Origin of the sequence: Rhodococcus sp. OAS809, from assembly GCF_040546695.1 — a bacterium.
Taxonomy (GTDB): Bacteria; Actinomycetota; Actinomycetes; order Mycobacteriales; family Mycobacteriaceae; genus Rhodococcus_F; species Rhodococcus_F qingshengii.
In genome coordinates this window covers 2,686,155-2,712,656 of sequence record NZ_JBEPOI010000002.1, presented here as the reverse complement: position 1 = coordinate 2,712,656, position 26,502 = coordinate 2,686,155, and the positions used below count along the sequence as shown (strand labels likewise).

At 60.3% G+C, this 26,502-nt stretch carries 22 protein-coding genes and 2 pseudogenes; 5 read left to right on the top strand and 19 right to left on the bottom strand.

Annotation, left to right across the window (positions count from 1 at the left end; all coding sequences use genetic code 11):
• Window positions 1-23 precede the first annotated feature (23 nt).
• A complete protein-coding gene (gene katG / locus ABIE52_RS15705) occupies window positions 24-2,246 on the top strand; it encodes a catalase/peroxidase HPI (protein WP_192712028.1) in 2,223 nt (740 codons plus the stop codon).
• A gap of 79 nt (window positions 2,247-2,325) precedes the next feature.
• Window positions 2,326-2,799, top strand: coding sequence for an NUDIX domain-containing protein (locus tag ABIE52_RS15700; protein WP_054187589.1), 474 nt, complete (start codon window positions 2,326-2,328; stop codon window positions 2,797-2,799).
• A 16-nt stretch (window positions 2,800-2,815) separates the two neighbouring features.
• Here ABIE52_RS15700 and ABIE52_RS15695 read toward each other — a convergent pair whose 3' ends face one another.
• The 3 genes from ABIE52_RS15695 to ctaD are packed head-to-tail and all read right to left on the bottom strand — an operon-like array spanning window position 2,816 to window position 5,598.
• A complete protein-coding gene (locus tag ABIE52_RS15695; protein ID WP_007726432.1) occupies window positions 2,816-3,634 on the bottom strand; it encodes a universal stress protein in 819 nt (272 codons plus the stop codon).
• Window positions 3,612-3,863 carry a hypothetical protein gene (locus tag ABIE52_RS15690; RefSeq protein WP_192712029.1) on the bottom strand — a complete coding sequence of 84 codons (252 nt, stop codon included), beginning with the start codon at window positions 3,861-3,863 and terminating at the stop codon, window positions 3,612-3,614. The genes ABIE52_RS15695 and ABIE52_RS15690 overlap by 23 nt, the downstream gene beginning before the upstream one ends.
• On the bottom strand, window positions 3,856-5,598 hold the full coding sequence (gene ctaD / locus ABIE52_RS15685; protein ID WP_007726434.1) for an aa3-type cytochrome oxidase subunit I: 1,743 nt from the start codon (window positions 5,596-5,598) through the stop codon (window positions 3,856-3,858). The genes ABIE52_RS15690 and ctaD overlap by 8 nt, the downstream gene beginning before the upstream one ends.
• Window positions 5,599-5,797: 199 nt before the next feature.
• Here ctaD and ABIE52_RS15680 point away from each other — a divergent pair, with 199 nt between their 5' ends.
• The gene (locus ABIE52_RS15680; RefSeq protein WP_007726436.1) at window positions 5,798-6,178 is read left to right on the top strand and encodes a VOC family protein; all 381 of its coding nucleotides are present in this window, start codon (window positions 5,798-5,800) and stop codon (window positions 6,176-6,178) included.
• Window positions 6,179-6,181: 3 nt separating this feature from the next.
• Here ABIE52_RS15680 and ABIE52_RS15675 read toward each other — a convergent pair whose 3' ends face one another.
• From ABIE52_RS15675 to ABIE52_RS15665, 3 genes are all read right to left on the bottom strand, one after another.
• Window positions 6,182-7,882: a sensor histidine kinase gene (locus tag ABIE52_RS15675; RefSeq protein WP_064114281.1), complete on the bottom strand. Its 1,701-nt coding sequence runs from the start codon at window positions 7,880-7,882 to the stop codon at window positions 6,182-6,184.
• Entirely contained in the window at window positions 7,872-8,603 is a 732-nt protein-coding gene (locus tag ABIE52_RS15670; protein ID WP_039972719.1) for a response regulator transcription factor, read from the bottom strand. The genes ABIE52_RS15675 and ABIE52_RS15670 overlap by 11 nt, the downstream gene beginning before the upstream one ends.
• Before the next feature lie 234 nt (window positions 8,604-8,837).
• Window positions 8,838-9,182, bottom strand: a complete 345-nt coding sequence (locus ABIE52_RS15665; RefSeq protein WP_037129595.1) for a PNPOx family protein — start codon at window positions 9,180-9,182, stop codon at window positions 8,838-8,840.
• Between the two features lie 238 nt (window positions 9,183-9,420).
• On the opposite strand from ABIE52_RS15665, the gene ABIE52_RS15660 reads away from it, so the two are divergent.
• The gene (locus ABIE52_RS15660) at window positions 9,421-9,642 is read left to right on the top strand and encodes an RGCVC family protein (RefSeq protein WP_116057132.1); all 222 of its coding nucleotides are present in this window, start codon (window positions 9,421-9,423) and stop codon (window positions 9,640-9,642) included.
• A gap of 254 nt (window positions 9,643-9,896) precedes the next feature.
• Here ABIE52_RS15660 and ABIE52_RS15655 read toward each other — a convergent pair whose 3' ends face one another.
• From ABIE52_RS15655 to ABIE52_RS15605, 11 genes and pseudogenes are all read right to left on the bottom strand, one after another.
• Window positions 9,897-10,364, bottom strand: coding sequence for a DIP1984 family protein (locus tag ABIE52_RS15655; RefSeq protein WP_037129592.1), 468 nt, complete (start codon window positions 10,362-10,364; stop codon window positions 9,897-9,899).
• Window positions 10,365-10,646: 282 nt separating this feature from the next.
• Window positions 10,647-11,625 (bottom strand): annotated as a pseudogene (locus ABIE52_RS15650) (ABC transporter substrate-binding protein).
• 59 nt (window positions 11,626-11,684) lie between these two features.
• Window positions 11,685-13,295 (bottom strand): ABC transporter substrate-binding protein, encoded by a 1,611-nt coding sequence (locus ABIE52_RS15645; RefSeq protein ID WP_192712030.1) that lies wholly within the window; start codon window positions 13,293-13,295, stop codon window positions 11,685-11,687.
• Between the two features lie 14 nt (window positions 13,296-13,309).
• Window positions 13,310-14,614, bottom strand: coding sequence for an NtaA/DmoA family FMN-dependent monooxygenase (locus tag ABIE52_RS15640; RefSeq protein ID WP_007726446.1), 1,305 nt, complete (start codon window positions 14,612-14,614; stop codon window positions 13,310-13,312).
• Window positions 14,611-15,441, bottom strand: a complete 831-nt coding sequence (locus ABIE52_RS15635) for a sulfurtransferase (protein WP_073513445.1) — start codon at window positions 15,439-15,441, stop codon at window positions 14,611-14,613. The genes ABIE52_RS15640 and ABIE52_RS15635 overlap by 4 nt, the downstream gene beginning before the upstream one ends.
• A 61-nt stretch (window positions 15,442-15,502) precedes the next feature.
• Window positions 15,503-17,470 carry an acetyl/propionyl/methylcrotonyl-CoA carboxylase subunit alpha gene (locus ABIE52_RS15630; protein WP_192712031.1) on the bottom strand — a complete coding sequence of 656 codons (1,968 nt, stop codon included), beginning with the start codon at window positions 17,468-17,470 and terminating at the stop codon, window positions 15,503-15,505.
• A gap of 4 nt (window positions 17,471-17,474) precedes the next feature.
• Complete coding sequence (locus tag ABIE52_RS15625; RefSeq protein WP_192712032.1) at window positions 17,475-19,076, bottom strand: carboxyl transferase domain-containing protein; 1,602 nt, start codon at window positions 19,074-19,076, stop codon at window positions 17,475-17,477.
• Window positions 19,063-20,262 (bottom strand): MFS transporter, encoded by a 1,200-nt coding sequence (locus ABIE52_RS15620; protein WP_192712033.1) that lies wholly within the window; start codon window positions 20,260-20,262, stop codon window positions 19,063-19,065. Before ABIE52_RS15620 ends, ABIE52_RS15625 begins: the two co-directional genes overlap by 14 nt.
• The gene (locus ABIE52_RS15615) at window positions 20,259-21,485 is read right to left on the bottom strand and encodes an aminotransferase class I/II-fold pyridoxal phosphate-dependent enzyme (RefSeq protein WP_007726454.1); all 1,227 of its coding nucleotides are present in this window, start codon (window positions 21,483-21,485) and stop codon (window positions 20,259-20,261) included. The genes ABIE52_RS15620 and ABIE52_RS15615 overlap by 4 nt, the downstream gene beginning before the upstream one ends.
• Before the next feature lie 493 nt (window positions 21,486-21,978).
• Window positions 21,979-22,581 carry a hypothetical protein gene (locus ABIE52_RS15610; RefSeq protein WP_192712034.1) on the bottom strand — a complete coding sequence of 201 codons (603 nt, stop codon included), beginning with the start codon at window positions 22,579-22,581 and terminating at the stop codon, window positions 21,979-21,981.
• Between the two features lie 23 nt (window positions 22,582-22,604).
• Window positions 22,605-23,054, bottom strand: a complete 450-nt coding sequence (locus ABIE52_RS15605) for a winged helix-turn-helix transcriptional regulator (protein ID WP_007726458.1) — start codon at window positions 23,052-23,054, stop codon at window positions 22,605-22,607.
• 49 nt (window positions 23,055-23,103) lie between these two features.
• On the opposite strand from ABIE52_RS15605, the pseudogene ABIE52_RS15600 reads away from it, so the two are divergent.
• Window positions 23,104-24,279: pseudogene (locus ABIE52_RS15600) on the top strand (MFS transporter); the annotation flags it as partial.
• A 66-nt stretch (window positions 24,280-24,345) separates the two neighbouring features.
• Here the strand turns inward: ABIE52_RS15600 and ABIE52_RS15595 are convergent.
• Both ABIE52_RS15595 and ABIE52_RS15590 read right to left on the bottom strand, forming a co-directional pair.
• Window positions 24,346-25,596, bottom strand: a complete 1,251-nt coding sequence (locus ABIE52_RS15595; protein ID WP_118602938.1) for an amidohydrolase — start codon at window positions 25,594-25,596, stop codon at window positions 24,346-24,348.
• 98 nt (window positions 25,597-25,694) lie between these two features.
• A complete protein-coding gene (locus ABIE52_RS15590) occupies window positions 25,695-26,117 on the bottom strand; it encodes a hypothetical protein (RefSeq protein ID WP_118602969.1) in 423 nt (140 codons plus the stop codon).
• Window positions 26,118-26,502: the final 385 nt, after the last annotated feature.

Sequence of the window (26,502 nt, the reverse complement as noted above, 5' to 3'; positions counted from 1 at the left end):
TACTCGCTCATGGAGGGATTACCGTGTCCGATAGTTGCCCGGTTGCTCACGACGGAAACACCGAGAGCACCAGCGAAAGTGAAAACCCCGCAATCCCGTCTCCGACGCCTACCGGGAATCGTCCGAGAACAAACAGCGACTGGTGGCCGAATCAGCCGGATCTCTCTGTCTTGCAGTCACATTCGTCGAAGTCGAATCCGATGGGTGCCGACTTCGATTACGCCCAGGAATTCGCCAAGCTCGATGTCGAGGCGCTAAAGCGCGACGTCATCGCGTTGATGACGGCGTCGCAGGATTGGTGGCCGGCCGACTACGGGCACTACGGCGGACTCTTCGTGCGTATGAGCTGGCATGCTGCCGGCACCTATCGCATTGCAGACGGCCGCGGCGGTGGCGGCCAAGGTGCTCAGCGTTTCGCCCCGCTCAACAGTTGGCCGGACAACGCCAGCCTCGACAAGGCGCGGCGCCTGCTCTGGCCCGTGAAGCAGAAGTACGGAAAGCAGGTTTCCTGGGCCGACCTGCTGGTGTTTGCGGGCAACTGCGCCCTGGAGTCGATGGGGTTCAAGACCTTCGGCTTCGGATTCGGCCGAGAAGACATCTGGGAGCCCGAGGAGATCTACTGGGGTCCCGAGGACACCTGGCTCGGCGACGAGCGTTACAGCGGAGACCGTGAGCTGTCTGGACCGCTCGGAGCCGTGCAGATGGGCCTGATCTACGTCAATCCCGAAGGACCCAACGGGCAACCGGATCCGGTAGCGGCCGCCCGCGACATCCGAGAAACGTTCGCCCGCATGGCGATGAACGACGTGGAGACAGCTGCGCTGATCGCCGGCGGTCACACCTTCGGCAAGACGCACGGAGCCGGACCGGCCGACCTCGTCGGACCGGAACCGGAAGGTGCTCCCATCGAGCAGCAGGGACTGGGCTGGAAGAGTGCCTTCGGCACGGGGGTGGGTAAGGACGCGATCACCAGTGGTCTCGAAGTCGTGTGGACTCCCACTCCGACGAAGTGGGACAACACCTTCTTGGAGATTCTGTACGGCTACGACTGGGAGCTGACCAAGAGTCCGGCGGGTGCGTGGCAGTGGATTCCGAAGGACGGCGCGGGGGCGGGCACCATCCCGGATCCGTTCGATTCGTCGGCCGGACGCACCCCGACGATGCTGACGACCGACCTGTCCCTACGCCTGGATCCGACGTACGAGAAGATCACCCGGCGCTGGCTCGATCATCCGGAAGAATTCGCCGAAGAGTTCGCCAAGGCTTGGTACAAGCTCCTTCACCGTGACATGGGACCGGTCACGCGCTACCTGGGACCTTGGGTTCCCGAGCCGCAGCTGTGGCAGGACCCGGTTCCCTCGGCCGATGATCAACTGATCGGGGACGCAGACATCGCGATCCTCAAGAGTCGACTTCTCGACTCCGGGCTGTCCATTTCGCAGTTGGTATCGACGGCGTGGGCGTCTGCCGCGAGCTTCCGCAGCACGGACATGCGCGGCGGCGCCAACGGTGCGCGAATCCGACTGGAGCCGCAGAAGAATTGGGAAGTCAACGAGCCCGCAGCTCTCTCCGCGGTGCTTCAGACTCTCGAGCGGGTTCAGCAGGACTTCAACCAGGCTGGAGGAGCCAAGGTTTCTCTCGCCGACCTGATCGTTCTGGGTGGTACAGCGGCCGTCGAACAGGCTGCGAAGAACGCCGGACAGGACATCACGGTCTCGTTCACGCCGGGCCGAACGGATGCAACGCAGGAGCAGACAGACGTCGACTCGTTCGAGGTACTCGAACCCCGGGCCGACGGATTCCGGAACTACCTCAAGGGAGGCGAGAAGATTCCGGCAGAGATTCTGTTGGTCGACCGCGCGTACATGCTGTCGCTGACCCCGCCCGAGGTGACAGTGCTGGTCGGCGGACTTCGCGCGCTGAACGCGAACTTCGGCAATACCCGTCACGGGGTGTTCACCGATCGTCGCGAGACGTTGACCAACGATTTCTTCGTCAACCTTCTCGACATGGGTACCGAGTGGAAGCCGTCGAAGACGGACGAAAACGTCTACGACGGCGTTGATCGCGTGACGGGCGATCCGAAGTACACGGCAACTGCGGTCGATCTCGTTTTCGGATCGAATTCGCAACTGCGTGCACTCGCCGAGGTGTACGCCAGCGCAGACGCCAAGCAGAAGTTCGCCGAGGACTTCGCCGCAGCCTGGACCAAGGTGATGGACCTCGACCGGTTCGACGTGAACTGATCCAGCAGATCGTCGACGACGCCCCGCGAGCTTGTTCTCGCGGGGCGCCGTCATTTCACGCGCACGATAGCGTGGTCGTGTGGCCGATCAATTTGCGCTGGTACCAGCGGTGTACGTGATGTTCTGTCGAAGCAACCCTGTACAACGGCGCGAGGTGCTGCTGCAATTGCGCGAGGGCACGGGATTCATGGACGGATACTGGGCTCACGCTGCTGCGGGCCACGTCGAACTGGGGGAGTCGGCGATCGACGCTGCCGTTCGGGAGGCTGCGGAAGAACTTGGTGTCGAGTTGCTTTTCTCGGAACTGAAGCCGCTGACCGTCTTGCATCGCCGCCACGCGGACGGGAGCGAACCGGTGGATCATCGAGTGGACTTCTTCTACGAATGCCGCACGTGGTCGGGTGAACCACGCCGGATGGAGCCGTTGAAATCTGCAGATCTGCGGTGGTGGCCGGTTGACGAACTCCCGGAGAAGTTGGTCGACCACGAGCGTTTCGTAATCGAAGCCCATCACTCCGGTCAGCTCGCACCCATCCACAGCTACGGCTTCTGACCGGGTGAGGTCCGATTCAGGCTTCGCTGGCAACGATGACCGGGCAGTGTGCTTTTCGAATCATCGCACTGCTCGTGGTGCCGAGAGCGGTGTCGTCGAACGAACCTCGTCCGCGCCGGCCCACGACGAGAAGCCGTGCCTCGGTGGAGAGTTGTTCAAGAATGGCAACCGAGGGGCCGTCGAACTCGATCTGACGGATCGCGACGCCAGGGTAGAGCGTGGCCCAACCCGACAGTTGCCACGTCAGCGGCGTCGAGTGCTGGGGCGAGTGCCCGGATGCGACGTCTCGACGCAGCTCGGCCTCTGGCGGCGCTGCGTGCACGACGACCAGTTCGGTGTTCGCTGCCTCTGCTTCCTTGAATGCGATGGCCAGAGCGCTTTCGCTGTAGGCGCTTCCGTCCAAACCGACGACAACCGGCAAGGCTGCCGCAGCGCTGCTTTCACGCGGTGTTCCGACTCTTGCGAACGAACATGTCGGTCCAGGTGCGGCGGGATCGTCCTGTGTTGCGACGATCAAGGCGGCCTCAGCTGTCAGCGCGGTGAGAATTGCGGTGTTCTCCCCGGAGATCAGATCGGTCCGGATCCGAAGATCTGGCGACACCGACTCGGCGATCTGAATGGCCTCCATGAACAGGCCGGTCGGCGATGCCGAGGTGTTCAGATCGGCGCTCGGAGCTACGAAAACGATTCGCATCCAGAGACCGTGGCGATGTGCGAACTCAGCCGCCCACGTGATCTCGCCGGGGCGCAGCGGGGATCCGTCGATGCACACGACCACCGCTCCGTCCGCGGACCACTCCGAGGTGATGAGATCAGTCGATAGTTCGGGCTTCATCGTGAACTCCTCGAGCTGTGTCTGTTGAATGCGAACTAGCTTGCAGGACAGTGCCGAACAGCAATCCTGCGACGACTATCGAGCACGCGGCAGTCGTCAGGGGCAACCACACGAGCGTCGTGACAGCGAACATGAGCACGAGCAACGGGGCGAGGAGATGGCCGGGTTTCGCTCGGCATTCGTGGTGCTGCTTTTCTGCCCAGGCTCGGTGCTTCGTGCCGTCATTCATGTTGTTTCACCTCAGTTCTCACGTCGGAAACCGACTTGTGACCAAGCAGTCCGACATGCGCCTCGTCGCGCATTCTTTCGACCATGTGGGGGTAGTGCAGTTCGAATGCCGGCCGCTCACTGCGGATTCGGGGGAGTTCGGTGAAGTTGTGTCGCGGTGGTGGGCAGGACGTCGCCCATTCGAGCGAGTTTCCGAAGCCCCAAGGATCGTCGACGGTCACAATTCGGCCGTACCGGTAGCTCTTGAAAACGTTCCAGATGAACGGAATCGTCGAGGCTCCGAGCACAAACGCGCCGATGGTCGAGATCGTGTTGAGAAGAGTGAAATTGTCCGACGGGAGGTAGTCCGCGTACCGCCGAGGCATGCCCTGGGCGCCGAGCCAATGCTGGACGAGAAATGTCGCGTGAAAGCCGATCAGGGTCAACCAGAAATGGATCTTGGCGAGCTTCTCGTCCAACATCCGGCCGGTCATTTTCGGGAACCAGAAGTAGATTCCGGCGTATGTCGCGAACGCGATTGTTCCGAAGAGGACGTAATGGAAATGCGCGACAACAAAGTACGAGTCGGTGACATGAAAGTCCAAGGGCGGGCTGGCAAGGATGACGCCGGAGAGTCCGCCGAACAGGAATGTGACCAGGAAGCCGACGGAGAACAGCATGGGCGATTCGAAAGTCAACTGCCCCTTCCACATGGTGCCGATCCAGTTGAAGAACTTGACTCCGGTGGGAACTGCGATCAGGAAGGTCATGAACGAGAAGTAGGGGAGGAGAACGGCGCCGGTTGCGTACATGTGGTGCGCCCACACAGCGATCGACAGTGCAGCAATTCCCAATGTTGCGTAGACCAATCCGGTGTATCCGAAGATCGGCTTGCGGCTGAAGACGGGGAAGATCTCCGAGACTATGCCGAAGAACGGCAGCGCCAGAATGTAGACCTCGGGATGGCCGAAGAACCAGAACAGGTGCTGCCACAACATGACTCCACCGGTGGCGGGGTCGAACAGGTGCGCTCCCAGGTGCCGGTCCACCCACAGTCCGATCAAGGCAGCAGCGAGCAGCGGAAAAACGAGGAGGATCAGCATGCTGGCGACCAGCGCATTCCACGTGAAGATCGGCATGCGGAACATCGTCATACCCGGGGCGCGCAGGCAGACGATCGTCGAAACGATGTTGACTGCGCCGAGGATGGTGCCGACGCCGCCGAGAGCGAGACCGATAATCCACAGGTCGGCGCCCATGCCGGGGGAGTGGAGTTCGCTGGTGAGCGGTACGTAGGCGGTCCAGCCGAAATCTGCCGCACCACCAGGTGTTACGAATCCGGCGGACGCGATCAGGCCGCCGAAGAGATAGAGCCAGTAGCTGAAGGCGTTGAGTCGCGGGAAACACACGTCCGGCGACCCGATCTGCAGTGGCATGAGGTAGTTGGCGAATCCGAAGAACACCGGGGTCGCGTACAGCAGGAGCATGATCGTGCCGTGCATGGTGAACAACTGGTTGTACTGCTCGTTGGACAGGAATTGCATTCCCGGAACGGTCAATTCCATGCGCATGAGTAGTGCCATCAGTCCGCCGATCAAGAAGAAGGCAAACGATGTCACGATGTACATCAGACCGATCATCTTGTGATCGGTGGTCCTGAGGATCTCGACCAGTTTCGAACCCTTCGGAGCGGTTCGGGGAATTGCATCGGCGGGGGAATCGACCTCACCGACCGGCCGGGGCGCGAGATCAACCACGATGGCCGCCTACGCACATCGACGTGACGAAAGACCGAGAATGCCTGGGACTGTGGAACATAACGCAATGATCGTGGCGACCGAGAACTCGGACGAGGGGAAAAGGTCCCTAGGATCGGAACAGAGGCATGGCGTAGATCACGTGGTCCGGTACGGTCGAGAGAGTTGTCTTCACGAGCCGAAAGAAAGCGAGATGGTCATGGCATGTCGTATCAGTGAACTGGTGCTCGGTTGCCGGGAACCCGAGGTGCTGGGCCGGTTCTGGTGCGAGGTCCTGGACTTCGTCGTGCTCGATCGAATGGACGACGGTTCGTTGGAGATCGGCCCACGCGAAGGGTTCGGCGGTCCGCAGCCGACGATCATCCTCAGTCGCAGAGACGAACCGGAGAAGGGCAAGCCCCGCCTGCATATCGACGTCAACGCCACCGATCGCGATCAGGAGGCCGAACTGGAACGCCTGCTGAGTCTTGGTGCGCGGCCGGCCGACATCGGCCAGACAGGGCACGAACAATGGCATGTCCTGGCCGATCCGGAAGGTAACGAGTTCTGCCTGCTCAAGGCCCAACTGGATCCGCTCTGACGCTCAACGATGCTGGATCGGCAACGGACTTCGCCTGGGGCTCAGCGGAACACGCCACACCAGTTCGGTGACACCGTTCTCGCTGGTGATGTTGCTCGAGCCTCCGCACTGACGAGCGCGGGTCGCCAGGTTGTCGAGACCGTGGATTCTGGTTGCCTGGTCGATTCCCACACCGTCGTCGACGATGCTGATGACAAGCTCCTCGGTGGCCCGGATGGTGACGTCGATGGCATCGGCATGTGCATGCCGCAGAGCGTTGCTCAAGCCCTCGCGCACAACGGCTTCGGCGTGCGGGGCAAGTCGAGACGGGACGGAACTGTCGATGGTTCCCTCGAAAGTGACGCTGGGAGTGATCGACGAGTGGCCGGACAGACCGTTGACGGCATCGAGTAGTCGCCGCCGCAGGCTTGTGGGAGTAGACATCTCGCTCGTATGGAGGTCGAAGACTGCGGTGCGGATTTCACGGACTGTTCGATCGAGTTGATCGACAGAGGTGTCCAATACGGTTCGAACGGTGTCCTCGTCGCCTGGACGTTGCAGCACCCCCTGCAAACTCAACCCGGTGGCGAACAGCTGTTGGATGACGTGGTCATGGAGATCCCGCGCGATTCGGTCGCGATCTTCGAGGACGTCGACCAGTCTTTCTTTCCGTTGCTGTTCTGCGAATTCGACAGTGACAGAAGCGATGTCTGCCATCGCCGTCAGTTGCTCGATCTCGTCCACTCCCCACGGGCGGTTGCTGCGGCGTGACGCGAAGAGAACACCGCCGCCGAACGAGGTCCCGGAGAGGGGGAGTGCGACCACTGATTCGTCGCCGGAAACATTCAGTGCCGGAACGGAACTGCCATGTGGTGCAGAGATCGGCCGCCGGCTCCGCGCAGCGTCGTCGATCACGGTCCCGGACAGATCGACGGCTGATCCGGTCGCGGGGACAGGCTGGGAATCAGCAGCATCGGCGACGTGGACTACCGGCTCTCTGCCGAGGTCGTAGCGAACGACGCACACAAGATTTCCATCCGTGAGGTGCCGCGTCGTCCGAACCAGTTCCGATAGCGTCTCGTCGCGGGATCCGCCGCTGAGCAGACGTGCATTGACGGCGGCGACGGCCTTGAGCCAGGCTTCTCGCGTCCGGGATTCCTCGAACAGACGCGCATTGTCGATGGCGATGCTCGCAGCATTTGCCAGAATCTGGAGTACAGCCTCGTCGCGGTCGTCGAATGCAGTCCGTTCCGAGCTGTCCGCGAGGTAGATGCTGCCGAACACCTCGCCCCTGACGAAGATCGGAACACCGAGAAACGTGTCCATCGGCGGATGATTGGTCGGAAACCCTGCCGAGGACGGATGCGAGGAGATTCGGTCGGTTCGAACCGGGCACGGTTCTCGAACGACCAGGCCCAGCAGGCCGTGTCCTTCGGGAAGATGCCCGATTTTGGCAACCTGCCCCTGAGTCAAACCGGAGTGGATGAATCGGGACAAGCGTCCGTCGGGGGATTTCACGCCGAGCGCGCCGTAGTCCGCTTCGAGGAGATGTCGCGCGACGTCGACTATCTGTTGCAGGGTTTCGTCGAGCTGGAGTGTGGACCCGACGGTCAACACGGCACTGAGCAGTTTGGGAATTGCAGTCGGGTTGAGAGCAGTCAGCTCCGCGCTTCCGGCGATGTCGCCGAAAAGGCTGAGCATGAGCGCGTCGCGGCTACCTGGCATGGTGCGTGCCCGTGGTGGCGGAGAAGGGCGAGCCGGACGGCGTCAGCAGGTGAGTGGTCGCCTGGCCGGAAGGATCCGGGTGCGAAGTGCCCGCACGAAGCTTTGTCGCCAGAACTGCGGCCTGCGTTCGACGTTCGAGACCCAGTTTCTCGAGGATGCGTGAGACGTAGTTCTTGACTGTTTTCTCCGAGAGTTCTGCGTGCGAGCTGATCTCTCGATTGCTCAGTCCCTTGCCGATCAACTCGAAGATCAAGAGCTCCTGATCGGTCAACAGGGCTGCCGCAGTACCCGACTCCTGTTCGGACCGGATGCGCCGGACCAAACCGATCACCGCCTGGGTGTTCAACAGCGACTTGCCGGTAGCAACCGTGCGGATCGCCGACACCAGGTCGTGGCCGCGGATGTTCTTGAGGACGAATCCTCGTGCGCCGGCGATCAGGGCGTCGAGCAGTGCGTCGTCGTCGGAGTACGACGTGAGCATCAAAGTGGCGGCGCTCGGGTAGGTCGACGCCAGTTCTCGGCACAGTTCCACACCGTTACCGTCGGGAAGTCTGACGTCCATGACAACCACGTCGGGTCGGCATTCGGGTATTCCGGCCGAGGCTTCGCGAACACACGACGCCTCGCCAACAACGTTGAATCCCGATACCTGATTCAACAGGTCTGCCAATCCACGACGGACGATCTCGTGGTCGTCGACCAGATAGATGCCGATCGTCACGGTGGTCACCTCTTCCAGCTCACGCCTGCCGTCGATGTTACCGGACGGTAATGTCCCGACAGGATCGGGTTGTCCGACCGATGGTCGACAAAAAACCCGCGTCGAAGGGTGCGAGACCGAGTCTCGATTGCACAGAGTCAAAGGTCCCGACCGTCACGAGATCTGAATCACCCAGATCTCGTGAGGCGGTGGGTGTGAGCTGAATGTGATTGCACCGGTGGCTGTTCGATCCGCTCAGTCGACGGGAGCGAGTTCGACGGAGACGTAGACACCCTTGCCTTTTCGGTGTGCGAGTGCCTCGCCGGGGCGATCGATACCGTCCAGTTGGAGAACGATCGGACCTTGTTCCGGGTAGAAATTGCGCCACCAACTCTTCTTGTCCGGCATGGCAACGCCGATCGTCACATGGTCGCCTTTTCGTTTGTAGGACACGGGCGCGCTGAAGGTACGACCGGACTTGCGTCCGACGTAGGTGATGACGGTCATGGAACGGCCCAATAGTTTGCCTACGATCGGAGCGCCGATCAGTGGTTGGACCACTACGTTCACGGCGGCGGATACACGTTGGAAAGTGTTCACGAGAAGCCCTTTCACGACGAATGCTGCACGAATTCGAATCCTGCACCGAAATGGTGCGTGCAGTAGTTCTATCCTGCTCGACCGGGATTGTCGCGTGGGCAGAAATTGGTACAAACCGGTGTGCCGAAGCGAGTAGCGTGGGGTACGTCGAGGGTCATTCGAATATGCGCGGTCAAGCCATGTCGTCCTCGACGCCAACCCGGTCTGTGGTCGAACGGCCGAGAACTGGAGCGCCTGTATGGCGTCGAACCCGTCCGATGTGTCGAATGCACGAGGGCAATCCGAGTCGACTGACGAGGATCAGAAAACACCGTCGATCTGCCCGGCGTGTCAGCACAGTATGGAATCCCACGATCCGCTCGGGGTTCGCTTCTGCGCAGTGACTGCCGACCGCGATCTCGATCGAAAGTGCATCTGCGCTGCAGATCGCGAGGAGATGCAGCACTATTCGCGCTACTGAGGTGCATCCTGCATCCCAATCGGAGACGCACCGACCTGTAGTCGCCGACAGTGCTGGATGCCCCGAACCCGCCCTCGTCTATCGACGATCAGCACGTGGTGGTGATGTGTGCGTAGTGCACTTTTACCTGTACGACGTGCAGGGCTGCAATGTGTATGTGCGCTGCCCGCCGCGCTCAGAGGTGACCGGATAGACCGCCGGTCGCGGTGTGTGCTCGCTTCGCCGAACGACTACCTGCTCCAACGCTGCCGTGCTTACTCGATCAGATCCACCTCCCAATTCGTTCGTTGAATCTGTGTATCGACCTCGCGAATCTCGCGGGCGAGGTCGTCCGCGATTGCCCGAAGTTCGGTGACGGGGACTGCCGCGACATAGACCAATTCTGATCGGAGTTGACGACCGTAACCTCGCTCTTCGCGCCCGGACGCGGCGTCCGCAGCGGCATTGACTGCAGAGTGTCTCAGACGCAGCACATCTCGATGGGCGAGTGCATCTGTGACAGTGCCGTTTCCGAGGATCGCCTGCGCATTGGTTCGATTGATCGCGCGCATCAACCGTTCGAGTTCGCTCAGAGTTGACGTCAGCTCTTCGAGAAGGACGGCGGCGTCTTCGGCGGGAACTTCTCCCTCCTGGTGGCGTGCATTGTCGACGATCCGCTCGCGCAAGTGCGCAACCTTGCGAGTGGTGTCACTGCGTAGCGCCAGTGCCTCTGCCAGTTTCATGGATGAAGCTCCTGCTCTGACCTGAATCGGGAACTCCAAGCTAGCACTCGGTTGACAACCTGGGTCGGATTCCATTGTCTTGCTGCGTTCTTCCCAGTTCAGCATTCGAATCATCTTGGAGACAGCTGGTGCTGCGTGTCCTTCGATGAAGCGATGCAGCCGGTGGAGCACGCTGCGCACGGTCTCGGGTCGACGGGGCGGGCGAGGTATACGATGGTCCGCCGTCGATCTCGCGGTTCAGACTGAAATAGTCGCCCCGCGACGAGTTAGAGTGCGCCTTTCCTATTTGTTCGTCTTCGGGAGGCCAGGGGGATTGACCAGCGACTTGTCGACTGCCTCGTTGGTGATCTTCCATCGCTCGAGAACTTGCTCGTATGTGCCGTTTTCGATGAGATGATCTATCGCCTCGCTGATCGGTTGTACCAAGCCGTTGTCTTTCTTGACCAGTACACCGATCTGGCCCAACGCGGCCTCACCGGCTCCGGAGAACTGACCGATCACTTCGTTCTCGCCAGTCTGTGCAGCGTGAAACTGCGATGACGGGTTGGGGCCGAAGTAAGCGTCGATTCGACCGGAAGACAGCGGCAGGTAGTAGTCAGTGGTCTTCTGGTACACGGTGATTTCAGCGGGAGCACGCCCAGCTGCGAGGTTGTCCTCATTCCACTTCACCAGCAACGCCTCCTGATTGGTGGCAGCGCCGACTCCGATCTTCAGTCCGGCGATGTCTTCCGGCTTCTCGAGTGAGAGATTCCTGTCCTTTCTGACCTCGAACGCGAGAGTGTCGAGGCGGTACGTCGCGAAGTCGTATTTCTCTTTGCGCGTCTTCGGTGACCGTCACGTTGGAGATGAACGCATCTGCGTCTCCCGAATCGATCCGCACCGAATTCTGCGCCCAATCCGCGACCTGAAGGTCGATTTTCAGCCCGAGCACCTCTGCAATCAAATACGCGAAGTCGGTCTCGGAACCGATGACAGTCTTGTCGTCGTCGGCATAGAAGCGCAACGGTGGAGCGGTTCCAGCGTTGCCGGTGATTCGGATCGTGCCCCGGTCGCGGAACTCCTGAGGGACCTTCGCTGCGATCGAATCAACCTTGTCGGTGCTGATGCGGTTCTGCTCGGCCGACAAGTTGATACTGGATGTTGTTGCACCGGAGTGTTGCCCGGTCGATTCTTCATCTGGGCTTCCGCAAGCGGTACCCAGGAGAGTAACTGTGGCCAGGGTAGAGATCAGAAGCGTTGCGGTGCGAGGACGGGTGAACATCGGGTTCCTTCCGGGAAGAGGGTTTGTCGAAGCAGGTTGTCGAGATCACGAAGTGTGGGCTAGCTCTTCCACGCATCCACGAAGTCCACCGAGTAGAGATCGGCTTGGATGCGCAGGTCGTGAACCGCGGGAGTCGTCGCGTAGATCAGCGAAGAGGCGTGCAACGGGATCGCCAGTGCCTGATCGGCAATCAGTTCCTGAATCTCCTTCAACACCACGTTTCTCGCATCGACGTCTACGGTCTGAGATTGTTTGACCAGCAATGCATTCAGCTCCGGAGTCGAGGCGATGCCTTTGGTCGAGCCGAGAGTGGGACTGAACACCAGCAGTACGTCACCGTCGGCGCGCAAGCTCTGGAAGTAGATCGATTCCCATGTGCCGTCGGTTCTCGCGGCGTTGTCCTCGGCAGTCGAGCGAGGTTGCAAGTTCACTGCAACTCCGATGTCGCGCAGCTGAGATTGGATCAGTTCGAACTGCGATTGGGGGAGGTGGTTGCGGTAGGCCAATTCGACGGTCAGTTTCTCACCGTCCTTGGTTCGGAATCCGTCACCGCCGACTGTCCATCCACTGGCGTCCAGCAGTGACTTCGCACCCGACGGGTCATAGGTGTACTCGGACGACAGATCGGTGTAGCCGGGCGCTTTCACCGACAAGATGCTTCGCGCTTTCTCGTCACTCGGTGTGTAGGTGGTGTCGATGATCTGCTGGGTATCGATGCCCTTCACCAAAGCACGCCGCACGTTCAGGTCCGCAAGTACCGGCGCGAACGTGGGGTTGAGCAAGAGCGAGTCGTTGATGCCGGCAGCAAGGGACGGGATGACAGTGAGTCCGGCGCCTTCTGCCCGGTCGACGTCTGTGCTCGGAATGTCGATCGCGGCGTCCAGTTGTCCTGACGTCAAACCGCCGATTCGCACCGAGGATTCGGGGACCACCAAAAAGGTGATCGAATCCAGATAGGCCTCTCCCTTGTTCTTGTTGAGTGAGGATCCCCAGTGGTACCCGTCCCGACGAGCGAGGACGACCTTCGCGTTGGTCTCCAGTTCTTTCTGTACGAACGGGCCGGAAGCGATAACGCCCTGGGCGCAGCGTTCTTCGGGCGTCTTCTTCAACGATTCCGGTGCGATGATGGCGAGCGTGTCGGAGCGGGCGGCTTGAAGGAAGCCCGCTGACGGTTCCGAGAAATTGAGTGCGACAGTGGAAGCGTCGAGTACCTCCGCTCCAGTGAAGTTTGCGAGATGTGACTTCGCAGTGGTCGCGAAGCCACTGTCTCCCAGTCTCTTCTGGCTTTCGAAGTTGTCCGCGACAACCTGCGCATCCAGACGCTCGCCGTTGCTGAAGGTCACGCCGTCCCGCAGCGCGAAGACGAATCGTCGACCGTCGTTCCGGACCTCCCAGGACGTCGCCAACCAAGGCACTATCTCCCCGGTCTCGAGGTTCTGGTCGACGAGTTTGTCGTAGAGTGGATGGAATGCCGTAGCAGTTTGACCGTTCAGGGTCTTGTCGATGCACGGTGGAAACGTATTGATCGCAAAGGTCAGATCGCCCCCTGACACGGGCTCGGAGTCGGCGCTCGCAGCTGGCGTTGCAGTGCTGCAGCCGGCTGCAACTGCAAGCGTCGACGCCAGGATGGCGACTCGGATCGGTATGGATGAAAGCCGCGACGTCGTCATGGGCTGAGTTCCGTTCATCGTGGGGAAGTGCGAGTGGTGTCGAAGATGTGGGACCGCAGGGTCGTTCCGGTGTATTCGCGCCGGAACACGCCCCGATCTTGCAGAAGTGGCACGACGGAACTCGCGAAGTCGTCGAGCCCCCTGGGGAAGTGGGTAGCGGTCAGGATGAAACCGTCAGCTGCTCCCGATTCGAAGAGGTGCGTCAACTCGTCCGCCACTTCTTGCGGCGAGCCGACAATCTCGGGAGTGAGATCATTGCGCGCGAACAACTCTGCGGTTTCGGCGATGGTGAGATTTCGGGATTCGATCAGGCGTGCCAATCGACGCGAGGGGCCACTACCGCGGTTGAGAACTTCGGCGATCGGAGTGGACGGATCGAACTGCGACAAGTCTAGTCCTGCGGAGTGGGAGACCCACTCGATTGCCGCATCCGGATGGATCAAGGATCGCAGGTACTCCTGCCGTTCCTTCGCGATGCTCGTCGTCTCGCCGACTATCGGTTGCACAGCGGCGACGAGGCGCACCGAATCAGGGTCGCGTCCGGCCTCTTCCGCGTAGCCGCGAATTGCCTTGCGCTTCGCTCGAAGATCTTCCTCCAACGGGTCGATCGCAAAGACCAGATCTGCCCACCGCCCACCGAATTCGCGCCCTCTCACAGATTCACCTGCCTGGATGAAGACCGGGCGGCCCTGAGGTGATTGTGGCAAGGTGAGTGGACCCTGCACCGACAAGTATTTGCCCTTGTAGTCGGCCGCGTGAATCTTGCTTGTGTCTGCGTAGATTCCGCTGTCGCGATCGGCAGATACGGCGTCGCCGTCCCACGACGACCAGAGTGCGGTGGTTGCTTCGAGAACTTCGTCGCCGCGCTCGTACAGTTCTTCTCTCGGAAGCCGATCGACTTCGGGAAAGTTGTCGTTAGCCGGACCGGGTGCCGTCATCACGATGTTCCAGGCCGCGCGCCCACCGCTGAGTATGTCGAGGCTGCCCAGAGTTCTCGCCAGGTTGTACGGGCTGTTGAAGCTTGCCGAAAGGGTTACGCCGAGACCGATACGATTTGTTGCGCCGGCCACCACTGCAGCCAACTGCGTCGGATCATGTTGAAAGCCGGTCAGCAGACCGTATTTGGTGTGGCCGTCGACGTAGTGCACACGCTCAGGTATCAGTATCAGGTCGAATTTTGCTCGTTCCGCTGCTTGCGCGTATCGCTCGTAGAGCGCTCTGTCCTCGAAGGCATTCTCCGAGTACGAATGCCGCCACATTCCGGCACTGTGCATACTCGGAAAGACCATGTAGGCGCCGAGGATCATCTGTCGTGTCATCGCTGGTCCGGATTCCTTGGTGTGTGATGGATGTCAGTGGAGACGGGTCGTTCGGGGTCGGCGCTCCACCCCGACCACGACGCGACGTAGACCGCGGAGCTGATGCCGACCGCTGCAAGCGCCAGTGCGTTGTGCGACGCGGCAACTCCGCCGCCGCAATAGGACACGACGGTGGCACCACGCTCTATTCCGAACTGGTGGAAGTATTCTCGTAACTCGCGGTCGGGAAGTAGGAATCCGTTGTCGTCGAGTAGGTCAGTTGCCGGCGCTGAGATAGATCCGGGGATGTGGCCGGCGCGGAAACTGCTCGATCCTCGGGCGTCGAGCAATCTGCCGGCCGATGCCGCGCGCAGGGCGTCTTCTGCGTCGGCGAGTGTCGTGCTAGTGGTGGAAGGTGGTACGGGAATCGAATCGTTTGTCGATGTGCGTTTCCGGGCTGTAACCCATCCGGACGATCCGCCGTCCAAGTACCGCACTGAACGTCCTGCCCAGCGAAGCGTGAACCACGCGCGGGCCGCAAGCAGGGGGCTGTCCGAACTGTAGACCACGATGTGAGCATCGGCGGATACTTTCAGATCGTTCAGTGTTCTTCCGAATGCGGCGAGGTCTGGCAGCGGTCGATTCCCGTCAGTCCCGCCTCCACTGCTTTGAAAGTTGTTGATCGACAATGTGATGGACTGCGGCGCAGTAATGATTCCGGCTCCGCCCTCGCTGTTGTCTCGCACCACGTTGACGACGACGAGCGTCCGATCGGAACGAATGAGTTCGCGGAGTTCGGTTGCGGAAACAATGACTGCGCGACGCTCGATTCCCCCTGCTTCTGACATGAAAGATATTGTGTAACAATTGCTTCAGTCAAGAAAGAGATAAGATCGTGGCAATCTTTACTCATGGCGCCACGGCTGCCAGCACTTGTCCGGCATCGATGACATCTCCCACCGTTACTGTCACCGCCGAGACGATTCCGGGTGAGGAAGCACGAAGGGCAGTCTCCATCTTCATTGCTTCTACGACCGCGACGACATCACCTTCCGACACCCGCGTTCCAGTCTGCAGCACTGCCAGCACGGTTCCCGGCATCTTCGATGTGATCTCTCCGTCGCTGAGATCGGAATCCTTTGCTGTATAGACTTTCTCGTCCACCTTCACGGTCCAGCCACCAACACACACCCATGTACCGGTGCCGACTCCGAGGCGCCCAGCGGTGGTTGTCAAACCATCGGCGACCAGACTGAGTGTCACCTCGTCGGTTCCACCCCTGACGACCACCGAAATGTTCCGGCCGTCGGCGGCGACAATCCAGTGGTTGCTTCGTTGTGAGATGACGGTTGTCGGCACGACGCGGCCGTCGGCAATGAGTTCGCGTCCGATCGGGTCGGATCCCAACTTGCGCAATGTCTCTCGATGTAGTCCGTGGGGGCCGGTCCACGACGACCCGGTGACCGGCGATTGTTCCTCGACGGAAGTCCACACCATCGCAACAGCAGCGGCGGTGGCCTGGAGCTCTGCAGAATCCGGGATCAACCGAGTGAGGTGCTCGTCGACGAAGGAAGTGTGAATGTCATCCGCGCGCACAGCCGGTTTCGCCAAGAGAAGTCGGAGGAAACCGATATTCGAGGTTCCACCGAAGTAACTCGAGTCGGCCAAAGCTCGGTCCAATGATTCCAGTGCGGTTGACCGCGTCGGACCGCTTGCTATGACCTTTGCGATCATCGGATCGTAGAACGGCGGAATGCTGCCGGCACCCTCGAAAGCACTGTCGATGCGAACCCCCGACGGCCAGGCTATGTCCACGGAATGTGAAGGTGCGGGCCGAAACCCGTTCGACGGATCCTCGGCGTAGATTCTGGCTTGCACCGCGAAACCCCGCAGCGCGATATGGCGCTGCTGTAACGGCAAACGGGCGCCGAGGGCGATGTCGAGTTGCAGTTCGACGAGATCGACGCCGGTCACTTCCTCGGTGACCGTGTGTTCGACTTGTAGGCGCGTGTTGACTTCGAGAAAGTAGTAGCGGTTTTCGGCGTCAACCAGAAATTCGACGGTTGCCGCATTCACGTAGCCGACGCCTCCGAGTAGTCGCAGAGCGTCGTGCTGCATGGCTCCCAGGACCGATTCGGGGACAGAACTTGCCGGTGCCTGCTCGATGATCTTCTGGTTCCGACGCTGTAGGGAGCATTCACGGGTGAAGAAGTGAACTCCTGTACCGAAGGAATCGAAGAGGACCTGAACTTCGATGTGACGCGGACGCTCCACCAGCGTTTCGATCATCAGGTCGCCGCGGCCGAAGTTCCTTTCGTTCAAACCGATTGCAGAGGTGATGACCTCTCGTGCGTCATCACCCGGATGTAGTCGAACCATCCCCTTGCCGCCGCCCCCGAACACCGGTTTCAGCAGCACCGGCACGTCGAGAGATCGAACGTGACCGAGGACGGTATCGGGATCGGCGCTTGCCTCGCCCCACGCGGTGAGAGTCGGGATGCCGGCGTCAGTGGCGGCCTTCTTCGCTCTTGCCTTGTCTCCGAGTAGAGCGATGGATTCAGCGGCCGGACCGACGAATGTCAGACCTGCAGCGACGACGGCTTCAGCGAAATCGGAGTCTTCGGAGAGGAATCCGTAACCCGGGTGCACGGCATCGCAATCCGCGGCCAGCGCGGCCGCAATGATTTGATCCGAATCGGTGTAGGACTCCGAGGGGATGTCTCCGTCCAGAAGCACGGTGTGATCGGCGAGGCGATGCCACTGTGCGTGTGAATCGACGGGGGAGGAGATCGTCACTACCGACATGCCGAGACGACGGGCCGTGCGCGCGATGCGCGTGACGATTTCACCCCGATTGGCGATGAGAAGTCGAGTCATGTTCTCACATCCTGAAGACGCCGAAGCGCGTTGTTCCGTGATTGCGGGGAAGCATGGACAGCGCGAGTGAAACCCAGGATCGCGTGTCGACCGGGTCGACGATCGCGTCAACCCATAGCCTGGATGCGACGTACACCGACTCGCCCTGCCGGTCGTAACCTTCGCGTATCGGCCGTTTGATTTCCTCGATTTCCTCTTCCGTGAGCGGAGTTCCGCGTGTGCGCGCAGATTCGATCTTCATCAATGCCATCACCGACGCTGCTTGCTCGGAACGGACCACGGTGGTCTTCGCGTTCGGCCACACGGCCATGAAGTCAGGACCTATCGAGCGTCCGCACATCGCGAGGTTTCCCGCCCCGTAGCTTCCGCCGATGACGATGCTGAGCTTGGGAACCCTGGCGCAGGCAACGGCATTGACCAGTTTCGCGCCGTGTTTGGCGATACCTTCCGCCTCGTACTGCTTCCCGACCATGAATCCGTTGACGTTGTGCAGGAACAACAATGGGATGTCTCGTTGTGAGCACAGTTCGACGAAGTTCGCGGCCTTCAGGGAGTCCTCCGAAAAGAGCACACCGTCGTTCATGATGACCCCGACGGTGTACCCCTCGATGTGGCCGGTCCCGCAGACGATGGTTCGGCCGTAATTCGCTCGGTACTCGACTAATTCGCTGGCATCGAGCAGGTGGGCCAGAACGTCGCGCGCGACGATCGGGGTTTTCGAGGAAGCCGGGATCACCGTGTCGAGCTGCTCGGGGGAGTGAAGAGGTGGTCGCGGAGATCGTGACGGCGCCCGTACCTCCCGTCGATCACCGCGGGCGACGATGTCGGCGATCATGCTCAGAGCCTCGATGTCGTCGTTGGCGATGTGATCGACGACGCCGCTGATCACCCCGTGCACGTCGGCGCCGCCGAGCTCTTGCGGTTCGACGTCGACACCGGTTGCAGCCTTGACCAACTGAGGGCCGCCCAGATAGACGGTGCCGGTACCGCGGACGATGACGGTCTCGTCGCACATCGCTGGGATGTATGCACCTCCAGCCGTGCAGGAACCCATGACTGCTGCGATCTGAACGATGCCGTCTGCCGACATTTCGGCGATGTTCTTGAACATCTCGCCGAAATGGTGCTCGTCGGGGAAGATCTCGTCCTGCATCGGAAGGAAAACACCTCCGGAATCGACGAGATAGACACACGGCAGCCTCAGCCGACGAGCGACGGATTGCAATCGCAGTTGCTTCTTGACGGTCAGCGGGTAGTAGGTGCCGCCCTTGACGGTGGCGTCGTTCGCGAAGATGGCGCAGAGTGAGCCGCGGATGAGCCCTACGCCCGTGACCAGACCAGCCGACGGGAGTTGCTCGTCGTACACCTCGAATCCGGCCAGTTGTCCGATCTCGAAGAACGGGGACTGCACGTCGAGAAGAGCATCGATGCGTTCGCGAGCGGGCAATTTGCCGCGAGCCCGGTGCTTGGCGACCGACCGCTCGGGTGCCCCGTGAACGGACAAGTGTTGCGCGTCCGCAACTCGCTCGCGAATTTCCTTGTATGCCAGTAAGTTTTGCTCGCGGGTACCGGGGTCGAGTTGTGCGGTGCGTTCAATGACGGGCATGGGACGTACCTACTGTCGGTTCGGAGGAAGCTGTGCGGAGGGAGAATACGAGCGCAGTCGCTGCTGCAGTGATCAGTGCGACGATTGCCGACCACACGCGTTCATCGGATGCGAGAGGTCCGACTACAGAGGCGATGCCGGCAATTCCCTGCTGTACGAGTCCGCAGTACGCGACGGCGATGGCTCCGCCTTCAGCAAAATGCGTCACTGCTGATGCTGCCGAGTTCGGGAAGAGAAGCGATTGCCCAAATGTCAGTGCGATGTATCCGAGCAGGAAGACCGCGAGCAACGGCGTGGAACCGAGTGGGGGATACCAGCAGAGCATGAGGACGAGGCCGGCAAGCAGCATGCACAGCGCACCTCGACGCATCAACTTCTCTGAACCGACGGTTGTGGCCCTTCGATTGACGTAAAGCGCGCCGCTGAAGTAGGCGGTTCCGTAGAGGATTCCGAAGGCTCCGAATGCCCACGGTTGCAAGTCGAATCGATCGCTGAACAGGAAGGGGCTCGATTGCTGCACAAGGACTATCGCGCCGAAACCCAGGCCCCCCGCAATGGCTGGTTTGTAGAACTGGGGTGTCAGGACTATGGCATTCCACCGAACAATGCGTTCGTTGTTGTCGCGGACTGTGGTGTTCTCGGTCCTCAGTGCCACCGCAGCGAGTGCTGCTCCGAGTACTCCGAGCACGCCGAAGCCGGTTCGCCACGAGGTGAACGACGCAAGAGCGCCGCCGATCAGTTGGCCACCGCCCAGTGCCACCACAAATGCCATCGACAACAGCGACAAGCGGCTAGCCAACTCCGAACCGGTGAACTTGTCCTTCACCATCATTCGCACGATGATGGCCGCACCTCCTGCTCCGATGCCTTGAACGATCCGGCCGATCAGTAGTACGGCGGCGCTCTGGACCAAAGCCAATGCAATGCAGGCGATCACGAACAATACCAAGCTGGACAACAGTGCCGTCCTGCGTCCGAGTCGATCTGCCAACCGCCCCCACACGACCACCGGAAGTGCGGCACTGATCACGAAGAGTGTCACCGACCACTTCACCACGGAATCTTCGATGCCCAGATCCGTCGCGATCTTCGGCAGTGAAGGGAGGTAGATGGTCGTGGCCATTTGTGCTGTCAACACGACGGCACAAGCCAGCGGTGTCACTGCGACAGTGCGGTCGTCGCTCATTCCGTGACACTTCGTAGGACGTCGGCGAAGCGCTCGATCGTTGCATGTGGAAGGTCCGCCCGAAGCATCAGTCTCAGCCCGGCTTTGCCCCGGCCGATGACAGGGAAGAAGACCGCCGATGTGTAGAAACCGCTAGCCAGCAGTTTCTGTGCTGCGGTGATGGTTTGTTCTTCCTCGTGGAGCGTGACGAAGCGGATCGGGAGTCCATCGCCCGATGCCGGCGTGTCGACGAGCGAATCGAACAGTTCGACAACCGTGCGGAGTTGCCGCTGCCGCTTGTCGACCTCTCCGCTGCGGTGGAGCTCCACGGACGCCGCAATAGCACCCAGCCCGGCTACGTTCACACGCTGCGACCACGTCAACGGGCCGCCGTAGCGAAGTGCGAGATCACGATTTCGACTGCCCCCGTTCCGGCCGAGTGCGATCGCACCGCCGGAAGCACCGAATCCCTTGTTCAGTGATGTCAGCAAGAATGTTCGATCATTGAGGCTGCCGATGAGATCCAGGACCGCGCCACGCCCGTTGTGTCCGATGACCGAGGTGCTGTGCGCCTCGTCGAGAACGAGAATCAGTCCGTATTTGGCCTGTAATGCAAACAGTTCGTTCAGGGGCGCCTTCCCGCCTGTGCTGTAGACGGTGTCCGCCACGTATGCCACCTGAGAATTTGTTCGGCAAAGACTTTCGAGTTCATCGACGTCGTCGTGCCGAATGGTCACGATCGTCGTTTCGTCGGCGACGCTCGCCTTCATGGCATTGAGGCAGAAGTGTGCGTTCTTGTCGAACACCATGAGGGGAGGTTCACCGCCGGTGAGCAACCCGGACGCGACGAGGGGGAGCAAGCTCCACGCAGCGTTTGCAGCGGATCCGAGGGTGAGCACATGTGCGTCAAGCAGTTCGCTCAACGCGGCCTCTGTGTCGTCGAGAAGGCTGGAGTGGACTCTCATCCGCGAGATGGAACTGTTCAACGTTCGTTCGCGCTCGAGAGCGGCGATCGCACCCGAACGAATTCGGTCGTCGGTGTCGAGCCCCAGATACGAGTACGTGGAGAAGTTCTCGAATTCGTATCCTTGGATCGTCCGGTGTTCGAAACCTGCGACGCGATCGGCGGTGATATCGGCCAGACCCTCACTGACTGCGCGATCCCAGAATGGGTTGCTCAAATCAGCAGCACGCCTGAGGTTGGAGTACAGATTCCTATCTTTCAAGCTCTCGGCAACCGTCATTTCGCGGCTGGTCCCTTCACTGGATTCGATAGCGGAATTACTGCGTTGATGCACTGAGATGCATCATCGTCAGTTGACATCGCTCATTGAGAACGAAAGACAATTCGATGTCAAGCATTACGGAATCGAGACGCCGAGAAAAAGGAAGAAACCCTATGGTTTGGAACTAGTTGAATCTGTAACTTAAGGCGTTGTTGCAGTTCAGAGACGGTGATGATTTATCACGATTTCCCGTGATAAATCGGATAATGCCGTGAGTCACAGACTTGTGTGCACTTCCGCGTGATGTTCGAAGAATATTATGATCCGCATGCGTCAAAGGGTTGGCACGGAAGCGATAAGGCTTCTGTCTCATATTTTTCGAGGATCTCGTGGAGGTTCGGCAATCAGGCGATCCTGTATCTGGAATCGATTTTCTTCTTAATGAATTTCAAAACGTGTTAGGTCCGCTTATCGAATTCTTTACTCGGAGTATGGATGATCCGGTAATGATTCATCCTCGTCGCGACCACTTGCCGCGCAGAAACATCAGTGCGGTAAGGGTGAGGCCCCATCCGATCGTGGACAGTGCGACGCCCACGCCTGCCTGTCCGGTGACATCAGTACTGGCGTCGATACTGAATGCTGTGGTGAATCCCGCAGCCGTGCCGGCAGCTGCAGTCAGGCCGCCTGCCTTCATCCATCGCGACCGATGTGCGGAAACGAAACACGCGAGGATCACCGTTAATCCGCAGGCAAACACCTGCCAGGGAGGAAACTGCGTCGGGGCAGGCAGGCCGGGGCCGCGGAATCCGCCTTTGTAGTCGGCTGACCAGCTGAGCCAGCCCACACAAGACAGAAGGCCCAGCGCAAAGGCCAACAGGCCGGTACGCCACAGTCCGAGTGGGCCCGATCCCGTGCGCCCGGCGTCGAGGGCGGTCGTGGAGTGCTCCACGCCAGTTCGTTCCGAACGCCAGATTGTCCAGATGATGCTCGCGCCGATAGTTGCGGGCACGCCGACGAAGATGAATGCAATCCAGAGAAACTGCGGCCAGGAGAACTCGAGATCGACAGTCATGGTCGGAGTATGCGCGTACTTCGAATCATGTGCGCCCATCTGTCAATCTGGCGAGTTGCGGGTCAACCTTCCTCGACCTTCTCCACATGTGTACTTGTAGGGTCCAGGTCGATATTCCGTGTGTTGATCAGTCGAAGCCTGGGAACCGGATCGCCCGTGGTGTCGTCGATCAAGATCGAGTGTGGCTCACCGTCATCGAAGGCGTGGCGCTCTCCCCACTGTCGCAGGCTAATGATCACGATGAACAGATCCATACCGCGTTCGGTCAGGATGTACTCGTTGCGGGTACCTTGCGCGTTCGGTTGGACTTCGAAGATTCCCTGCTCGACAAGGACTTTGAGCCTGTCCGTGAGAATGTTCTTTGCGATGCCCAGGTTTCGTTGAAACTGACTGAATCTCGATGACCCGTCGAAGGCGTCACGCACGATCAGCAGCGACCATCTGTCGCCGATGATGTCGGCCGCTCGGGCCGTCGGGCAGTGCGGGTCCGTCCATTGTGCGCGATCCGGCATCGAGTTCCTCATTGGTTGCGTTTTGAAACTGTATTGACGTAACCTCCAAATGGTATCAAAACGCAACCAAGTTGAGGTGGAAGTGACTGCACGTCATGCTGTCGAGAACGCGCGGGGCAAGTTGAAAATGTCTCGCGGACTTCGCCTATTGCTCGCAGTGCTCTGCGGGGTCTCGGTAGCCAACATCTACTACGCACAGCCGCTCCTCGGGCAAATAGGCTCGGATCTTTCCATTCCTCCGGCCGGCCTCGGTTTCGTAGTCGCACTCGCCCAACTCGGTTATGTGGTGGGGTTGATCGTGTTGGTGCCATTGAGCGATCTCGTGAATCGAAAGAAATTGATCGCAATCCAGATCGTCGCTGCTGCAACGGGAACGATGCTTGTTGCTCTGGCCACCACGAATCTGCAGCTGTTGATCGGGATGGCGGTCGCAGGCACGTTCTCGGTAGTTGTTCAAGTCATAGTTGCCTATGGTGCGGCAATCAGTGACCCGGACGAGCGGGGCGCAAACATCGGTGTCATCACCAGCGGCGTTGTCGTCGGCATCATCCTCGCTCGGACTGTCGCCGGCGCAGTTGCGGATCTGGCAGGCTGGCGGGCGGTCTACGCGGGATCCACTTTCATTTCGGTACTGGTCGCGGCCGTCGCGCTGACGATGCTGCCGAAAGATCCTCGTTTGCAACCCGATAGGCGTTCGTACGTGCGTGCAATGGGGTCTGTCGTGACGTTGACGCTTACGAACCGACTGTTTCGCACCCGGGCCCTGATCGCCTTGTTCCTTTTCGCGTCCTTTGGTGCTTTGTGGAGCGGAATGGCCCTGCCGTTGAGTGAGGAACCATGGCGGTTGTCGACCACACAGATCGGGCTCTTCGGAATCGCAGGATTGGTCGGAGCATTGGGCGCGGTCGGTGCCGGTCGGTGGGCCGATCAAGGCAAAGCGCAACGCGTCACCGGGGCGTCGTTGGTCGTTCTCTTGCTGTCGTGGGTATTCAACGCGCAGGCGACGCACTCGCTGGTGTTACTCGTTGTCGGTGTTGTTGCGTTGGACTTCGCCGTGCAGGCTGTTCATGTCACGAGCCAGAATCTGATCGTCGCGAACACACCGGAATCGTCGGGGCAGATCATCGGTAGTTACATGGTGTTCTATTCGTTGGGCAGCGCGGCTGGGGCGGTTTCCACCACTATGGTTTTCGACGCGGCAGGGTGGGGCGCTGCAAGTATTCTCGGCGGCGCCTACGCGTTTGCAGCCTTGATCGCATGGACGATCGATCGATTGCGGACCCGCAACACTCTAGGGAGTTGGGAGCCACGTCCTGGCCGCGACGACCAAGGCGTTCACACCGATGGTCAGGGTCGGCTCGATCACGGGAGCGTAGTGCGGAGAGTGGTTCGACGGCACGGTTCGCAAAGCCGGATCAGTCATGTCACCTGTCGTGAACAGTGAAGGGTCGGTACCGCCCAACAGCCAGTACGACAGTGGCGCAACGGCACTGGTCGCGAGAATGCCGACGTCTTCACTACCTGCTCCCGCACCGGGATCGAGAATCTTGTTCGTCCCCAACCATTCGGCAAACGCATCGAGTGTCTTGTCCAGCGCTGCCGGATCATTGACGACGATCGGAAAGTGCTCCGTCTCGGTGATGGTCGGTGGGGTGGGTGCACCGGCGGTGGCCGCTTCGCCCCGGACGATGCGGTCGACGCTGTCCAGGATGCGCTGACGCACACCTGCGTCGTAGCTGCGGATGTTGAGTTGCAGTTCTGCTTCGCCGGGAATGACGTTGGCGGCATCTCCAGCATGGATGGAGCCGACGGTGAGGACAGCTGTGGCAGTACTCGGGACCTCGCGTGAGATGACAGTTTGCAAACGCAACACGGTTTCGGCTGCCATGACCACGGGATCGACCGAGTTCTCCGGCATAGATCCGTGGGCGCCCTTTCCGACCAGTCTCACACGAAGTGAGTCCGATCCCGCATACGAGGGGCCGGCGTGCCCGGCGATCGTGCCTGCCGGTAGCGGCGATACATGTTGTCCGAGAACGATGTCGGGCCTCGGGAATCGCTCGAACAGTCCGTCGTCGACCATGGCTTGCGCACCCGCGCCAAGTTCCTCAGCCGGTTGGAAGACGAGGACAAGAGTGCCAGACCAGGTCGTCGTATCCTGAGAGAGGATCCGGGCCGCACCGAGTAAGCAGGTCGTATGCAGGTCATGCCCGCACGCGTGGCTGACCGAGACGGTCTTTCCCTGATCGTCGGTCGTTGTCACGGTACTGGCGTAGTCCAATCCGGTTTCTTCCCGAACCGGGAGGGCGTCCATATCCGCACGCAGCAGCGCTGTGGGGCCCGCTCCGTTCTTCAGGACTCCGACGACTCCGGTAGTCCCGACACCGGTGGTGGTGTCGAATCCAAGTGCTGTTAAATGTCTTTCCACCAGACTGGATGTTCGTTGCTCGTGAAACCCCAGTTCCGGATGGCTGTGGAGGTCCTTGTACAGGTCGATCAAATCCAGATCCACGGCGATCGTTTCGTGCACTGACGAGGTCATGAGTGTCCTCTCGGTAGCGTCTTTTTCAGGCTAACCGGGATGACGGGTCGGTAAACAGGACCTTAGGTCCCACGGTGCCGGTGATGCGGAGTCTGGTGCTACGGCACGTAGAACGATGTGACACCTGGGGTGATGATGGATCCGGCCACAGACAGCACGGCAATAGCGACTTGACCGGTCCCGGTCTGCACGATCGCCTCTGCTGGGACTCCGTTGAGACCGTCCGAGAGCCGAGCCAAGCCGGAGGCCCCGGTCGAAAGGTTCAGCCAGCGCACTTCGGACGAGAGCAGGCATCCCCACCGGCCTTCCTTGCCTCCGGTGATCGTCACCGTGCCGGGTTGTTCACCGACGACAGCTACGCAGCGGACGGCCGGCGCGTCGAAGCTGCCGTTCGGGTTGCCGTACGGCGCAGGGTTGATCTGGAATGGAATGGTCACCGCGGCGGATGCGAGCGCTACCGACGTCAGAGTAGAAGCGATTACGACGGATGTGCAGACGCTCAGTCGGCGAACGAGATTCATCACGGAGGCCTCCAGCCATGTCCAGGTGATTTGCTTGTCTTCCCCGACGTAACGTTTTGGTCGTAGCTTCCCTTCTTGCATCGCCGCATTGAAGACGACAGCCTCACCATATCCGGTTGCACAGGAGAATTCAGGTACTCGTCGCTATTCGCTACATGTGGCGGCCTCAGATGCCGTCCGTCGAACCGCCTCTGCCGTCGTCGAAGCACGTACTACGGCAACCGGTGTTCCGGCTGCGGGATCGAAACTCCAGTCCTGCCGATAGGACTGGAGTAGATCTGGATCTGTGATCATCGCACCTGGCGACAATCGCTGGGCGAGCGTGTTCAAAGCGTCGACATTGACCATGATCTGGTTTCAGCCTTCCGCTCCGAGATGTGAAACT

Coding starts and splice junctions, on each gene's coding strand:
- ABIE52_RS15695 (WP_007726432.1), bottom strand. CDS start 3,634: ATGAAGCCCGAACTATCGACTGATCTCATCACCTCGGAGTGGTCCGCG.
- ABIE52_RS15690 (WP_192712029.1), bottom strand. CDS start 3,863: ATGAATGACGGCACGAAGCACCGAGCCTGGGCAGAAAAGCAGCACCAC.
- ABIE52_RS15680 (WP_007726436.1), top strand. CDS start 5,798: ATGGCATGTCGTATCAGTGAACTGGTGCTCGGTTGCCGGGAACCCGAG.
- ABIE52_RS15675 (WP_064114281.1), bottom strand. CDS start 7,882: ATGCCAGGTAGCCGCGACGCGCTCATGCTCAGCCTTTTCGGCGACATC.
- ABIE52_RS15660 (WP_116057132.1), top strand. CDS start 9,421: ATGGCGTCGAACCCGTCCGATGTGTCGAATGCACGAGGGCAATCCGAG.
- ABIE52_RS15655 (WP_037129592.1), bottom strand. CDS start 10,364: ATGAAACTGGCAGAGGCACTGGCGCTACGCAGTGACACCACTCGCAAG.
- ABIE52_RS15645 (WP_192712030.1), bottom strand. CDS start 13,295: ATGACGACGTCGCGGCTTTCATCCATACCGATCCGAGTCGCCATCCTG.
- ABIE52_RS15640 (WP_007726446.1), bottom strand. CDS start 14,614: ATGACACGACAGATGATCCTCGGCGCCTACATGGTCTTTCCGAGTATG.
- ABIE52_RS15635 (WP_073513445.1), bottom strand. CDS start 15,441: ATGTCAGAAGCAGGGGGAATCGAGCGTCGCGCAGTCATTGTTTCCGCA.
- ABIE52_RS15630 (WP_192712031.1), bottom strand. CDS start 17,470: ATGACTCGACTTCTCATCGCCAATCGGGGTGAAATCGTCACGCGCATC.
- ABIE52_RS15625 (WP_192712032.1), bottom strand. CDS start 19,076: ATGCCCGTCATTGAACGCACCGCACAACTCGACCCCGGTACCCGCGAG.
- ABIE52_RS15620 (WP_192712033.1), bottom strand. CDS start 20,262: ATGAGCGACGACCGCACTGTCGCAGTGACACCGCTGGCTTGTGCCGTC.
- ABIE52_RS15615 (WP_007726454.1), bottom strand. CDS start 21,485: ATGACGGTTGCCGAGAGCTTGAAAGATAGGAATCTGTACTCCAACCTC.
- ABIE52_RS15610 (WP_192712034.1), bottom strand. CDS start 22,581: ATGGGCGCACATGATTCGAAGTACGCGCATACTCCGACCATGACTGTC.
- ABIE52_RS15605 (WP_007726458.1), bottom strand. CDS start 23,054: ATGCCGGATCGCGCACAATGGACGGACCCGCACTGCCCGACGGCCCGA.
- ABIE52_RS15595 (WP_118602938.1), bottom strand. CDS start 25,596: ATGACCTCGTCAGTGCACGAAACGATCGCCGTGGATCTGGATTTGATC.
- ABIE52_RS15590 (WP_118602969.1), bottom strand. CDS start 26,117: ATGAATCTCGTTCGCCGACTGAGCGTCTGCACATCCGTCGTAATCGCT.